The sequence below is a fragment of the Halobellus sp. Atlit-38R genome, from assembly GCF_003665925.1.
GTDB classification, from domain to species: Archaea; Halobacteriota; Halobacteria; order Halobacteriales; family Haloferacaceae; genus Haloquadratum; species Haloquadratum inordinatus.
On the sequence record NZ_QXIJ01000001.1, the window covers coordinates 66,336 to 79,489 of the forward strand.

Annotated in this window: 17 protein-coding genes; 11 read left to right on the forward strand and 6 right to left on the reverse strand. The window is 66.3% G+C overall.

Features of this window, described 5'->3' with window-relative positions:
- Window positions 1–67 precede the first annotated feature (67 nt).
- Window positions 68–898: an amidohydrolase family protein gene (locus D3D02_RS00315; RefSeq protein WP_121568002.1), complete on the forward strand. Its 831-nt coding sequence runs from the start codon at window positions 68–70 to the stop codon at window positions 896–898.
- A gap of 102 nt (window positions 899–1,000) precedes the next feature.
- Here D3D02_RS00315 and D3D02_RS00320 read toward each other — a convergent pair whose 3' ends face one another.
- Together D3D02_RS00320 and D3D02_RS00325 are read right to left on the reverse strand one after the other, a co-directional pair.
- On the reverse strand, window positions 1,001–1,903 hold the full coding sequence (locus tag D3D02_RS00320) for a glycosyltransferase family 2 protein (protein WP_121568003.1): 903 nt from the start codon (window positions 1,901–1,903) through the stop codon (window positions 1,001–1,003).
- Between the two features lie 120 nt (window positions 1,904–2,023).
- Window positions 2,024–2,746 carry a class I SAM-dependent methyltransferase gene (locus D3D02_RS00325; RefSeq protein ID WP_121568418.1) on the reverse strand — a complete coding sequence of 241 codons (723 nt, stop codon included), beginning with the start codon at window positions 2,744–2,746 and terminating at the stop codon, window positions 2,024–2,026.
- Window positions 2,747–2,947: 201 nt separating this feature from the next.
- Here D3D02_RS00325 and D3D02_RS00330 point away from each other — a divergent pair, with 201 nt between their 5' ends.
- From D3D02_RS00330 to D3D02_RS00350, 5 genes are all read left to right on the forward strand, one after another.
- Window positions 2,948–3,220, forward strand: a complete 273-nt coding sequence (locus tag D3D02_RS00330) for a helix-turn-helix domain-containing protein (protein ID WP_121568004.1) — start codon at window positions 2,948–2,950, stop codon at window positions 3,218–3,220.
- A gap of 111 nt (window positions 3,221–3,331) precedes the next feature.
- Complete coding sequence (locus D3D02_RS00335) at window positions 3,332–4,135, forward strand: MBL fold metallo-hydrolase (protein ID WP_121568005.1); 804 nt, start codon at window positions 3,332–3,334, stop codon at window positions 4,133–4,135.
- A 66-nt stretch (window positions 4,136–4,201) separates the two neighbouring features.
- Window positions 4,202–4,987, forward strand: a complete 786-nt coding sequence (locus D3D02_RS00340; protein WP_121568006.1) for a YkgJ family cysteine cluster protein — start codon at window positions 4,202–4,204, stop codon at window positions 4,985–4,987.
- Between the two features lie 56 nt (window positions 4,988–5,043).
- Window positions 5,044–5,433 carry a hypothetical protein gene (locus D3D02_RS00345; protein WP_121568007.1) on the forward strand — a complete coding sequence of 130 codons (390 nt, stop codon included), beginning with the start codon at window positions 5,044–5,046 and terminating at the stop codon, window positions 5,431–5,433.
- Window positions 5,434–5,470: 37 nt separating this feature from the next.
- The gene (locus D3D02_RS00350; protein WP_121568008.1) at window positions 5,471–5,944 is read left to right on the forward strand and encodes a TIGR00725 family protein; all 474 of its coding nucleotides are present in this window, start codon (window positions 5,471–5,473) and stop codon (window positions 5,942–5,944) included.
- Window positions 5,945–6,064: 120 nt separating this feature from the next.
- On the opposite strand, the gene dph2 is transcribed toward D3D02_RS00350, so the two are convergent.
- Complete coding sequence (gene dph2, locus D3D02_RS00355) at window positions 6,065–7,099, reverse strand: diphthamide biosynthesis enzyme Dph2 (RefSeq protein WP_121568009.1); 1,035 nt, start codon at window positions 7,097–7,099, stop codon at window positions 6,065–6,067.
- A gap of 149 nt (window positions 7,100–7,248) precedes the next feature.
- Between dph2 and D3D02_RS00360 the strand changes: the two genes are divergently transcribed.
- The 3 genes from D3D02_RS00360 (at window position 7,249) to D3D02_RS00370 (ending at window position 8,961) form a co-directional block, all read left to right on the forward strand.
- On the forward strand, window positions 7,249–7,623 hold the full coding sequence (locus tag D3D02_RS00360; protein WP_121568010.1) for a YlbF family regulator: 375 nt from the start codon (window positions 7,249–7,251) through the stop codon (window positions 7,621–7,623).
- A gap of 77 nt (window positions 7,624–7,700) precedes the next feature.
- Entirely contained in the window at window positions 7,701–8,309 is a 609-nt protein-coding gene (locus D3D02_RS00365) for a CDP-4-keto-6-deoxy-D-glucose-3-dehydrase (protein WP_121568011.1), read from the forward strand.
- A 25-nt stretch (window positions 8,310–8,334) separates the two neighbouring features.
- Entirely contained in the window at window positions 8,335–8,961 is a 627-nt protein-coding gene (locus D3D02_RS00370) for a transcriptional regulator (RefSeq protein WP_121568012.1), read from the forward strand.
- A 65-nt stretch (window positions 8,962–9,026) separates the two neighbouring features.
- Here D3D02_RS00370 and D3D02_RS00375 read toward each other — a convergent pair whose 3' ends face one another.
- The 3 genes from D3D02_RS00375 to D3D02_RS00385 form a co-directional block, all read right to left on the reverse strand.
- Window positions 9,027–9,317 carry a hypothetical protein gene (locus D3D02_RS00375; RefSeq protein WP_121568013.1) on the reverse strand — a complete coding sequence of 97 codons (291 nt, stop codon included), beginning with the start codon at window positions 9,315–9,317 and terminating at the stop codon, window positions 9,027–9,029.
- Window positions 9,318–9,398: 81 nt separating this feature from the next.
- Window positions 9,399–10,355 carry a peptidylprolyl isomerase gene (locus D3D02_RS00380; protein ID WP_121568014.1) on the reverse strand — a complete coding sequence of 319 codons (957 nt, stop codon included), beginning with the start codon at window positions 10,353–10,355 and terminating at the stop codon, window positions 9,399–9,401.
- 254 nt (window positions 10,356–10,609) lie between these two features.
- Window positions 10,610–11,134 carry a DUF6789 family protein gene (locus D3D02_RS00385; protein WP_121568015.1) on the reverse strand — a complete coding sequence of 175 codons (525 nt, stop codon included), beginning with the start codon at window positions 11,132–11,134 and terminating at the stop codon, window positions 10,610–10,612.
- A 122-nt stretch (window positions 11,135–11,256) separates the two neighbouring features.
- On the opposite strand from D3D02_RS00385, the gene cyaB reads away from it, so the two are divergent.
- Both cyaB and D3D02_RS00395 read left to right on the forward strand, forming a co-directional pair.
- Window positions 11,257–11,865, forward strand: a complete 609-nt coding sequence (cyaB, locus tag D3D02_RS00390; protein ID WP_121568016.1) for a class IV adenylate cyclase — start codon at window positions 11,257–11,259, stop codon at window positions 11,863–11,865.
- Between the two features lie 74 nt (window positions 11,866–11,939).
- On the forward strand, window positions 11,940–13,145 hold the full coding sequence (locus D3D02_RS00395; protein WP_121568017.1) for a methionine adenosyltransferase: 1,206 nt from the start codon (window positions 11,940–11,942) through the stop codon (window positions 13,143–13,145).
- Window positions 13,146–13,154: the final 9 nt, after the last annotated feature.

A 13,154-nucleotide genomic window follows, 5' to 3' on the forward strand; every position in this document is an offset into this window, starting at 1 on the left:
GGAGCCGCCCGCACGCAGCGGACGCATTCGCCAAGGTATATTTGCGTCGCCGCGACAGTGTCCGACGATGCTCGAGTTGAACCACGGGTTTCGGGTCGTCGACCTCCACGCGCGGTTGGATCCCACCGACGAGGCAGAGGTCGCGAGCCGCGGCCGCGAGACGACGCCCGAATCGCTCGAACGCGAACTCCACCAGGCGGGCGTCGTCAAGGCGGTCGTTTCGCCGGGGAGCCGCCCCGCCGACGAGGGGTACCTCCGGGCGAACAACGCGGTCGCGCGGCTGAGCGTCGAGCGACCGTTCCTGGCGTTCGCCCGCATCGACGGCCCGCGCGACCCGAGTTCCCGTGCGTCGGCTCGGCTCCGTAACCTCACCGCCTCGCGGGGGTCACACCACGCCAGTCCCGAGGACATCGAGCAGTACGCCTACGACGACCGGTTTCACGGCTTCACGCTCGCCCCCGACCGGGACGGACTCCCCGACGAGGCGACGCTGGATCAACTGGAGGACGTCGGCCTCCCGGTCGTCGTCGACGGCGGCCGCGAGTTTCCGCCCGCGGCGGTCGCCGAGACGCTCTTGGATCGCGAGTTTCCGGTCGTTCTCGCCGGCTTCGGCGGCTACCCGCTCGACCGCGAACTGATGCTCGAGGCCATCGAACTCCTCGATCAGTACGATCAGCTCTACTTGGATACGCGACACGTCCACTTCCGGAGCGTTCTCGAACGCGCGCTGCTGGAACACCCCGACCGCGTGCTGTTCGGGAGCGGCGCACCCGAGACGCACCCGAACGTCGGCGTGATGGAGATTCTGACGCTCGACGTCTCCGAGGACGCGATGCGCCGCGCGTTCTCGACGAACCCCTCGCGGGTCGTCCCCGGACTCGCGCCCGGCGAAGACTGATAGGGATTGTCGTAACTGTCCGGAGATTCTCGCCGTATCGTCTGGCAAGAAATCTATGAGGACGTACGATAATCCCTGTGACGTCCCGGTTCACTCCTGCAGTCAGCGCCAGTCGTACCTCGCGACCGCCCGGTCGGCGCGCTTCGAGCAGCCGTGCGGATTCCGGGTCGGGCTCTGATCTCTCGCGCGAGCGACGAGGCCGTCCGACCAGCCGGTCGCGACGCCGGCGACCACGTCGCGTCCGGTGCCGACCCACCCCGTCGGTGTGGCATCGCCTGCGACGACGTCGCGGGCGGCCGCAATCGCGTCCGAGCCCGCGTGCGAGACGATCCGACGGAGGACGGTCGGGCGGAGGCCGTAATTTTTCACCAGCCGGTACGTCAGCGCCCGATACTTCCACCTGTGGTCGCGTTCGTCGACCCCGCCATCGGCCTCGTACTCCGTGCGGACGGACATCTCTGACTCCCAGGCGACGTCGTAGCCGAGGCTGGCGAGGCGATGTGCGGCGTCGCGTGCACCCCCGGTTTCGAGGTACTCGTCGAAGCCGTCGAGGCGGTCGAGCACCGTGGCGCGGAAGGCGACGTTGCCGCCGTTGAAGTACGTCACGTCGCGCCCGCGGATCTGCCGGGTCTCCGGCGCGGTCGTCGTCATCCCGGCCGGCAGCGTCTCGTGGATGGGACCCGTCACGACTGCCGCGTTCTGTAGCCCTGCTTCGATGGCGGTCGTCCAGCCCTCTTCGATGGCGAGGTCGTGTCGGAGAAACGCGACGACGTCGCCCGACGCGGCTCGAATCCCCGCGTTGCGAGAGACGTTCAGCGTCCGATCGGAGACTTCCACGAGCACGTCGACGTCGTCTCGGTCACGGATCATCCCCGTCGTCCCGTCGGCCGAGGGGCCGTTGACCACCACCACCTCGGCGTCGGGGGCGTGCGCGGCCAGGACGTCGAGCGTGGCCGCGAGATGGTCCCGTTCGTTCAGGGTCGGGACCACTACCGAGAGCTCCATACCCGTCGGTTGCGACACGAGAACTTAAATGTCGCACCTCGGGCCGACCGCGACGCGGACTCGCCGGGCGATCCGGCGGAGCGGTCGGAGTACGAGACGAGGCTCGTGGAACCGCTCGCGCTATCCGTGCTTGGCGGTGTCGACGGTCGCAGTCCAGTAGGAGACCGACGCCAGCGCGTCGCCGACCGACGTCTCGCCGATCGAGGTGTCGAGGTCGCGGAACTCCTGGGCGATGCCGTTCGGAATCTTGCGGTAGAAGCCGTACGGCAGCAGGAAGTCGTGTGCGGCGTCGACCATCGACAGGCCGGCGCCGTCGAGCAGCCGTTCGACCTGATCCGAGGAGTAGAGATGCGAGCCCATCGGGAGCAGCCAGTTGTAGACGACGCGGGTGCTCTGCTCGTTGAAGGTGTCGAAGAAGACGATGTCCTTCGAGACGCGAGCCATCTCGGCCATAAACTTCGCCGGCGTCTCCGCGAGGTGGAAAAACCGCATCGCGAAGACGGCGTCGAAGTGGTTGTCGGGGAAGGGCAGCCGGGCGGCGTCGCCGCGGAGGAACTCGATGTGGTCGGCGACGCCGGCCTGCCGAGCCTTCTCGCGGCCCTGGGCCAACATCGCGTTGGAGATGTCGAGTCCGACGATGTTCGCCCCGCGTTCGGCCAGCATCACGGTGAACCGCCCCGTCCCGCAGGCGATTTCGAGGACGTCTTTGTCCTCGACAGGTCCGATCGCTTCGACGACGGCCCGTTTCTCGCGGCTGTCGATGAGTCTCCCGCCCCGTGAGAACCGCTTCGAGTCGTACTCCTGGGCGACGTCGTCAGCCTGGTACCACTCCTTTCCTTTCACGCTATCTGCCAGTCCACGCTCGCGGACTAAAACCGTACTGGATGCGCGTCGCGTCCGCCATCGCTTGAACGGATCGACGATCCGTCCGCTCGCCCCGTATTCGGATGAGAATTCCACACCCTTGTATGTGTTTAAGGTCTACGGATTATATTGTCTCACTTGTAGACAACATTTACCAGGAATACGTTGCTCTGTGTGCCTATGAGCACCAGTACCGCAGAAATAGACGGCGACGACCTCCTCTCGGAGGCGGAGTACCGCGACCGGCTCCGGGAGCTGCCGCCGAGCGCGAAACTCGTCGCCAAGGTTCTCGAAGGCGACGCGCCGCTCTCGCAGGGACAACTCGCCGAAGAATCGCTCCTTCCGGACCGGACCGTCCGCTACGCGCTCAACCGTCTGGAAGACGCCGACCTCGTCGGCTCCCGATACAGCTTCAAAGACGCCCGAAAGCAGGTCTACTACCTCAACACCTGACGGCTTTCGGCGACCCGTCCTCCGTCGCTTCCCGTTTTCTTCTACACGCCGCTCACTCACTACGGGAGCCGTGACGGTAGCGTTTTCTTCCGACGGCCAGTACCTCGGGTCGTGACTTCGGCCCGCCAACGCGACGCCCCCGTTCGCCGCATCTCCGTCCCGGTCGACGGCCGCGTGCCGACTGGCTCGACGAACGCGTACCTCGTCGGCGACGATTCCGCACTGCTCGTCGATCCGCCCGCCCGGACTGACGACCTCGACGTCGCGGTCGGCGACGCCACCGTCGACCACATCGCCGTCACGCACGCACACCCCGACCACGTCGGGGGTATCGAATCGTACGCCGCCGAGACGGGCGCGACCGTCTGGTGTCGTCGCGGCCGCGAGGACCGCTTCACGCGAGCCGCAGGGATCCGGCCCGACCGGACGTTCGTAGAGGGGAGCGAACTGCCAGTCGGCGACGGCGTCTCCGTGATCGACGTGCCGGGGCACGCGCCCGACCACGTCGCCTTCGAGACTGCGAGCGGGACGCTCTGTGGCGACATCGCCGTCGCCGAGGGGAGCGTCGCCGTCGCCGCGCCCGAGGGAGACGTCCGCGCGTACCTCGTCGCACTCCGGCGGCTCTACGCCCGGAATCCATCGCAGTTGTACCCCGGACACGGCCCCGCCATTGCGGACACGCGGGCCACCTGTGAACGCTTGCTTCGGCACCGGCTCGACCGCGAACAGCGGGTCCTCGATGCCGTCCGATCGGGAGCCGCGAGCGTCGATGCGGTGCTCGACGCCGCCTACGACGCTGACCTCACGGGCGTCCGCGACCTCGCACGGGCGACCGTCGTCGCCCACCTCGATAAACTGGACGTGGAGAACTCTGTCGTGTTCGACCGAACGGCCGAGACCGTCGAAGCGCGCTGACGGGTCGACGTCGGAGCGGTTGTTGCTGACCGAGAAGATTTTGTCCGCGCCGCTGTGAGAGAAGCCGTGAGCGACGCGCCGACGCTGGAGACCGAACTCGCCCGCGCTCGCGACCTGTCGGTGTCGGAACTGGCGGACGCGATCGAGTCTATCGGCTTCGAGTGCACGCGCTGTGGCGCGTGCTGTACGGGCCACGAGAGCGCAGATTCCGAGACCAGAGAGCCCCACACCGCGACGGTGTTCCCCGACGAGGTGCGGGCGCTGCAAGCGGCCGAGAGCGGGGCCGGTGACGAGCAGAGCGACGGCGATTCGGAGGACGGGTCGGATGCCGACGACGGTTCGGATGGCGACGCCGCAGAATCCGACGACTGGCGCGACGTCGCCCGCCCGATGCCGTACGGGATCACCGAGGGCGAGGACGGCCCCCACGGCGAGACGTTCGAGTGGGCGATCCAGACGGACGCCTGCGGCGACTGCGTGTTCTACGAAGAGAACGACGACGGAGGTGAGAAAGCCGGCCTCGGAGCCTGTCGTGTCCACGAGGACCGCCCGCTCATCTGTCAGACCTACCCGTTCAGCGTCGCGCTCGGCGGGACGAGCCAGCCGATGGGCGAGGCCGTCGACGAGGCTGGGATGGTCCGCGCCCACGAGTGCGAAGGGCTGGGTCGTGACATCTCCCGCGCGGACGCGGAGGAGTTGGCGGCGGCGCTCAAAGAGCGCGCGGTCCGCGAACTGGAGGAGGCGATCGGCGTCCGCGACAACTACGCCGCCGTCGACGCCGAGGGCGTCGTCGTGTACGACTCCGAGGGACCGAAGCGCGCGGACGGGTCCCCGATTCGCGACGCGGAGTAACCGTACGCGGCGTCCGGTAGGAGGGTTCTTGAGCGCTCCCTCCATAGCTGGCTCCGATGACCGCCGAACTCTTCGAGCAGATCGAACGCGCGAGCGAGGGCGACGAGGTGGCGATCACCCTGGACACGGACACAGTCACCGTCGGCAGCGTGGAGTTCGCGTCGCCGATCGCGACCCGCGTGGCCGCAGTGACCGAGGAGACCATCGACGCGCGGCAGAAAGACGTCGACATCGACGGGATCGTCGACCGACGGGTTCTGCGTCTCGTCCCGTGCTCACACGACAATCGACACGAGGCGTACATCGTCGAGACGCAGAGCCCCGTCGTCGGCGACGACCGGGTGCTCCCGCTCCGGATGCAGCGCCGAAGCGGGTGTGGCCCGGCGGACGACCTCGATTCGCTGTCCCCGGTGGCCGACATCGAATCTATCGAGGTCCGCCCGTAGACGAAAGTTCTTCCACGATCCCCGCCGAGCGACCGCTATGCGAATCAGCGTCATCGGCGGCAGCACGATCGACGACGACACGGCCGAAGTGGCGACGAACCTGGGCCGACACATCGCACAGCGGGGTCACACCGTCGTCTGCGGTGGTCTCGGCGGCGTGATGGAGGCCGTCTGCCGCGGCGCCGCCGAGGCCGACGGGCACACGATCGGGATCCTCCCGACAGACGACCGCGCCGATGCCAACTCGTTCGTCGACGAGGTGATCGCGACGGGCCTCGGACACGCGCGCAACGCACTCGTCGTGATGAACGGCGACGCCGTCGTCGCGGTCGACGGTAGCGGGGGGACGCTCTCGGAACTCGGCTACGCTGCGGTCTACGAGCGGCCGACGGCCGGCATCGGCACGCACGACGCAGCTCACGTCGAAGCGGTCGAGACCGCCGAACGAGCGGTTGCGTACGTCGAAAACGCGGTCGCTGCTAGTGGCGACTCCGTCGGCGACGACGAGTAACAGGAACGGCACGCTCGCGGTGCGATTGCCGGAAGCAAAACACGCCATAGCGGCAGAACACGACGCGGGAGCGGGACGCGCCGCGGAGACCACACGCGCCGGTCGGTACCGTCGAGCAGCTTACCAGGTACCGTGGAAGGTGTCGAACGAGAGCGAATCGAGCGGCTCGTCGCCGACGGCGATCCGGTACTCCTGGGGCGTCAGCATCGGCTTGTGGAACCGCGGCCCGTCGTCGGTCGTGATGCGGGGACAACCCGTGTTGACGAACGCGTCCATATCGAAGTTCCTGAGCCTGTCCGGCGTCACTTCGTCCATCGTGATGAGGTAGGCGTCGTCGTTGTCCTCGATGATGGACTCTGCGATCTCCATCCGGCCCTGGCCGATCTTCGTACAGAAGATCACGCCCCACTTCTCGGCGTCCATCGCCCGGTGGACCGCGCCGTACCGCTGTTTCATAAACTTCTCCGTGTCCGCGACGGTGACGACGTTGTTGACGGGATCTGCGATGAGTACCTTCTTTTCGGGGTGCTCCATCGCGAGGCCGAGCGGGTGGAACTTCCCGCCGCCGACGTAGAGCACCTGATCGGCGTCGATGTCGGCCGAGGCGTAGTTGCAGCCGAGGACCTGCCCCTCGTAGGTCAGGCGGTCGTCGCCGCGGCGGGTGTGGACGTCGTAGCCGCGCTCTTCGAGCCACTCGACCATCTCCTCGAAGCGATTCATGTGCTGCGCCGTCGTCACGAGGCCGACCTCCTCCTCGGGCAACTCGTCGACGGCCTCTTCGAGGATCGGGAACGGATCGACGTTCGAGAACAGCGGCACGTAGATGATGTTGTCCGATTCCTTCATCGGCGAGTGGCCGAAGTGCACGAACACGTCGGTCCGCCGCATCAGGTAGGTGTCGAGGTCACACGCGCCGTAGCAGGGCTGTCCCGACAGCATAAACGTCACGTCGTCGTCGCACAGCTCTCGGAGGTCGTCGGCGACGGCCGGCCCGCGGCGCTTCAGCCCCTCGGGGAACTGCAGGCCGACTTTCGTCGCGTCACGTTCTTCGATGGCTTCGACGATGCGGTCGAGTTCGTAGTCCCACTCCCGGTCGTGCTTCAGCGACATCCCGGTGTTTCGGAGATCACCCTCCGTGGCGCCGTCCTGACTCATTGCAACGCCGTAGCCGGTCGACGCTGATAACGTCGGCGGTTCCGAGAACCGGGCGAACGACCGTGAGAGTGCGGCTCAGTGGGTGGCCAGCGTCTCCGAGATTCTCTGGGTCCGGCACCTTGAAACGCATCGCGTCCGAACGTACGTCGATGAGCGTCCAGACAGACCGACTCGAAGAACTCGGCAGCGACCTCGGCGAAGCCATCGCGGCGACGCCAGAGTACGAGGCGTTCGAGGAAACGAAAGCGGCCGTCGAGAACGACGACGACGTCCAAGCGCAGATCGCGACGTTCCAGGAGCTCCGCGAGCAGTATATGCAGGCCCGTCAGACTGGAGACGCGAGCGAAGCGGCACTCCAGAAGGTCCAGTCCGCCCAGCAGGAGCTTCACTCGATGCCGAAGATGGCCGCCTATCTGGAAGCCCAAGAGGAACTCCAAGAGCGCTTGCAGTCGATCAACGAGGCGATCTCCGACCCATTGGCGATCGACTTCGGTGGCGAGGCCGGCGGCTGCTGTCACGACTAACTCGGCGAGTCGGCTGTTTTCGATCCGTCTTCATCTGGGTCCGAGCGTTCAAGTACCGAGACGGGACCAGCGACGGTATGCTCGCCATCGCCGGAGGGAAGGGAGGCAGCGGCAAGACGACGACCACGTTGGGACTGGCGCGAGCGGTCGACGGGCCGACGCTCGCTGTGGATGCCGACTGCGACCTGCCGAACCTTCACGCGCTCGCGGGCGTCCCGCGAGACCCTTCGCCCGGGGGCTTCGGCCATCCGGATCCGGCGTCGCCCAGTTCTGAAACACGGATCCTCCCTGCTCCGCAAGACGCACCCGACGGCGTCGGCGGACGGCTACGACGGCTCGTCGACAGCGACGACGATGCCTCCGTCCTCGTCGACTGTCCGGCCGGTGCCGGCCCGGATGCGACCGTCCCGCTGCGCGTCGCCGACGCCGTCCTCCTCGTCGCGACGCCCTGCGTCGCCGCGCTCCGTGACGCGGCGAAGACGGCTGCGATGGCGCGCGCGGTCGGCACGCCGGTCGTCGGTGGCGTCCTTACGCGGGCACGGCTTGCGCCGCCCGGCGTCGACGACTTGCTCGGCTGTCCGGTTCTCACAACGGTCCCGCCTGCGGCCGACCCGCTCGCTGCGCCCCCCGTCAGACGAGCGTACGACGACCTCGCACAGGCAGTCCGCGACCGACCAAAAAGCTAAGCCGCCCGCCCGCGAACGCCCCGTCGTGGCAGGGAGACTCTCGACTGGCGTCAGCGTCCTCGATCGCCAGCTCGACGGCGGGATCCCGCCGGGGAGCATCGTGCTTCTCGCCGCGGACCCCGCCAGCCAGTCGGAGCTGTTTCTCTACGAACTGACGGCAGTACGGGCGACGCTGTATCTCACGACGATCCGCTCGGATCAGGCGATCCGCGACGCGATCGACCGTGCGCCCGGACACGTCGGCGACCCGACAGTCAGAGACGTCGGCGGTAATGCGCCGCTGGACACGGCGAACCGATTCGTTCGCGACCTCCCCGAGGGCGCGAACCTCGTCATCGACGTCGTCGACGCGTTAGAGGAGACCGAGCCGGCGCGGTACCGCCAGTTCCTGAACGAACTCCAGACGCATATGGTCAACACCGGCGGGCTGGCGATCGTCCACGGGATGAAACAGGAGACCGAACCGCGGAACCGGAGCTACACGAAGCATATGGCCGACGTCGTGTTCGACCTCCGGACGAAGATCGACGGCTCCGAGATCGAGAACCGACTCGCCGTTCCGAAGTTCCGCGGCGGACACCCGCCCGAGGAGACGATCAAACTCCGCTTGGGCGAGCGCGTCACCGTCGACACGAGCCGCGACATCGCATAGTCCGCCGTCGCTGGCCGGTATTTTTGACTGCTCGTTCTCACCGATCGACGCGAGCGTGGGGCCCCTCAGACGACGACGCCGAAGTAGACGAACGCGCCGAGCGTGACTGCGACCGTCAGGAGCGACCAGTTCCGCGCGGTGTCGAGACCGCCGAGCTGCAGCCGCTTCGTGAACAGCGAGAGAAAGTACGGACCGAGCGGAAGCAGCCGCCAGACGAACGCGATCTCGCGGCCGAGGCCGTACCTGAGCCCGAGCGTCAGTCCGATCGTACACGCCGCGGCGACGACCGCGACCCGCAGATCGTCGGTAGCGAGTCCGGCGTTCGAGAGGTCAGTGCTCGTAGATTCGTCTGGCATTGGTGTGCATCACGTAGCGGGGGTCGTATGGGGTCGACCACCCGATCGATCTTCGAGCCGCGAAACCGGCTTTCGGGTGCGTTACTCTTCGAGGTCGGCGTCGAGTTCGTCGGCGAGTTCGTCGGCGTCGACGTCGACGTCCTCGATAGCTTCCTCGATGTCTTCGGGGGCCGCGCCGCCTGCGCCGCCCATCATTCCGCCGAGACCGCCCATCATTCCGCCCATCCCGTCGATGGTCTCCTGGACGATGACCCGGTCGAGATCGAGTCGGTCCATCACGTCCTGTGCGATCTGCTGCTTCGAGAAGAGCCACTGCTGGTTCATCGTCATCTGCGGCGTGGCTTCGATGTACAGCGTCTCCTTCTCGACTTCGACGGTCTCCGTCTCGGGCTCGGCGTCTTCGTCGTCCTCGTCGGACTCGACGACCTGCTCTTCTTCGACGGTGTCGGTCTCGATCCAGACCTCGGGGGCCTCCTGGAGGTACATCTCCAGCATACTGGCGGCCTGTTCCTCGCGGTCGTCGACGACGTCGAGGATCTCGTAGTCGTATTCGAGGTCCTCGCCCGCGAGCGGGTGGTTGAAGTCGACGCGAGCGCGGCCACTGACGATCGTCACGATCTGGCCCTGATCGCCGTCGATCTGGACCTGTGCGCCGGGATAGCGGCTCTCCTCGTCGATTTTGTTGGCGCTGACCGTGCGGACCTCGTCGTCGTCGTACTCGCCGAAGGCCTCGGCGGCGGCGATGTCGACGGTACCGGTGTCACCGACCTCCGCGCCGATGAGCGCCTCGTCGACGCTTTCGAAGACGTGTCCGGCGCCGACGACGATCACGCGCGGCTCGAACTCGTACTCGTCGGTGTCGATTTCGGCTTCTTCGGCCGTTTCCTGGTCGGTCGTGTCGACGACGCGACCGTCGTCTGTCGTCCGGAGCGTGTAGGCGAGACGGACGAAGTCGCCGTCCTGGATAGCGTCCTCGGCGACGTCGTCCTCGGCGTCTGCCTGCGATTCGGCGGCGTCCGCCTGCTGTTCGTCACTCATACGCTGATCATCTCCCGTGCGACCCTTAAGAATCACGTTTCGACTCGGGGAGAGAACACCGACGCAGCGGCCGTTTGCCGGGATGCTCGTGGGCCGCTACGCAGATGCTGGCGTCAGCGACGGCGACGAGGCCGCTCGGACGCTCCGCTCGCAAATCGACAGTCTCGAGACACTGCGCTGGACGCTACGCCGTGACCAAACAGGATGCCTCGCCGGGAACAAACAATGTAGAGAGGGAGGTGAGTGCGGCGCACTCACACGTCGTGCTGTGGGATCCCGACCACACGGCTCAGAACGAATCCGAGAGTGAGGCCGTAGATCCAGTGTCCGAGGAGCGAGAAGACGAGGAACGCCGACGACGTCAAGAGCCCCACGTCGGGCCAGAAGGCCGGTACGAATCCGAACCAGAACGCCGTCGCGAACGTCGCGCCGCGGAGGTAACGCGGCGACTCCGGCGGGAGGAACGCGCCGACGACGAGGAACGTCAGCGGGAGCGCGACCGTGCCGCCGAAGGCGAACAGCACGATGCCGAGGTAGATCGTCGGTTCGAGTCCGAAAAACGAAGCTAGTCCAGCAAATTGCGTCACTGGTGCGGTTCGGAATAGCCCTAGAAGCTCCGGAATACCGACGAGAACGGGGAGCATCGCCACCGTTCCTAACAGTCCCCCTGCCATCGCACCGAGGACGACGCGAGCGGTGATCGGAATCCCGAACGATTCGATACCGTCTACATCCTCGTCTATCGCGTCAACGGGAGGCTCTGCGGTTTCACTGCTCATAGTATGATCCCGTCCAAACGTAGGGGTTCTATAATGATAAATAACTATGTTTACTGTCGGTCCCCCGGTACTACGTACGGTCGATTCCGACCGTTTTTCTCCGGAGAGACCGACCGACTGGTATGTTCGAGGTCGAGGTCAAACTGCGCGCCGCACACGACGCCATCCGTCCGGCGCTCGTCGAGGCGGACGCAGTGTTCGTCGAGCGAGTCACGCAGGTCGACACCTACTACGACGCACCGCATCGCGACTTCGCCGAGACGGACGAGGCGCTCCGTCTCCGCCGCGAGACGCGGGAGTCTGACGTCGAGGGCGAACTGGACAGACGCTCGGACGACGACCCCGCGCAGGCGGACCAGGGTGCAGCGACGACCAAACTGACGTACAAGGGTCCGCTCGTCGACGCCGACTCGAAGACCCGCGAGGAGCACGAGACCGGCGTCGACGACGGCGACACCGCCGAAGCGATCTTCGACGGTCTCGGGTTCGAGCCAGCAGCAGTCGTCGAAAAGCACCGGACCTTCTACGAACTCGACGGCTACACCGTCACGCTCGATCAGGTCGCCGGCCTCGGCGAGTTCGTCGAAGTCGAAGCCGAAGCGGAAGCGAGCGACGACGTCGCGAACGTCCGAGAGGGCGCCTTCGACGTCCTTCGGACGTTAGGTCTCGACCCGACGGATCAGATCAGGACCTCGTATCTCGGTATGCTACTCGAATCCGACGCCGAGTAAATATCTGGTAGTAATATTATTCCAGCGGATCTTTTCCGCAAGTTATAGAACCGCCCGGGAAGTAGCCACGGGTAATGACCGAACGGAACATCGCTATCGAGGCTGCAGACCGAACTGCAGTCGAGGACCAGGAGGTCGAAATCGTCGAGCGGAAGGGTATCGGCCACCCGGATTCGATCTGCGACGGCATTGCAGAGAGCGTCTCCCGTGCGCTCTCGCAACTCTATCTGGACCGTGTTGGCAAAGTCCTCCACTACAACACCGACGAGACTCAACTCGTCGCCGGCGAGTCCGCCCCCCAGTACGGCGGCGGCGAGATCGTCGAACCCATCTACGTTCTCATCGTCGGCCGCGCGACCAAGACGTACGGCGGCCAGCGGCTCCCCGTCGACGCAGCGGCGATCGCCGCGGCCCGCGACTACCTGAACGAGAACATCCCCGAACTGGAAGTCGGCACCGACGTCGTCATCGACACGCGGCTCGGCGAAGGCTCCGGCGATCTCCAGGACGTCTTCGGTGAGGACGGCGCGGAAGTCCCGATGTCGAACGACACCTCCTTCGGCGTCGGCCACGCGCCGCTCACCGAAACCGAGGAGATCGTCCTGACCGTCGAGCGGGAGCTCAACGGCGCGTACGCCGACGAACATCCCGAACTCGGCCCCGACGTGAAGGTGATGGGAAAGCGCGAGGGCGATCACATCGACATCACCGTCGCCGCGGCGATGGTCGACGCCTACGTCGAGGATCTCGACGACTACGACGACGCCGTCGAGCGCGTCCGGGAGTTCGTCGGCGGGGTCGCTCGCGGGCTGACCGACCGCGAGGTCCACGTCGACGTCAACACCGCCGACGACTACGCCGAGGGATCGATCTACCTCACCGTCACCGGAACCAGCGCCGAAATGGGCGACGACGGCTCGGTCGGCCGTGGCAACCGCGCCAACGGACTCATCACGCCCAACCGACCGATGAGTATGGAGGCGACCTCCGGGAAGAACCCCGTCAACCACATCGGGAAGATCTACAACCTCCTCTCGACGGACATCGCCGAGACCGTCGTCGACGACGTCCACGGCATCCGCGACCTCCAGGTCCGACTCCTCTCACAGATCGGTCGCCCGATCGACCAGCCCCACGTCGCCGACGCGAAGATCGTCACCGAGGAAGGCGTCGAACTCGACGAGATCGAACCGGAGATCCGTGACCTCATCGACGACCGACTGGCGAACGTCACCGACGTCACCCGGCGCGTGATCGACGGTGAGCTGTCGACGTTCTGAGGACTCCCA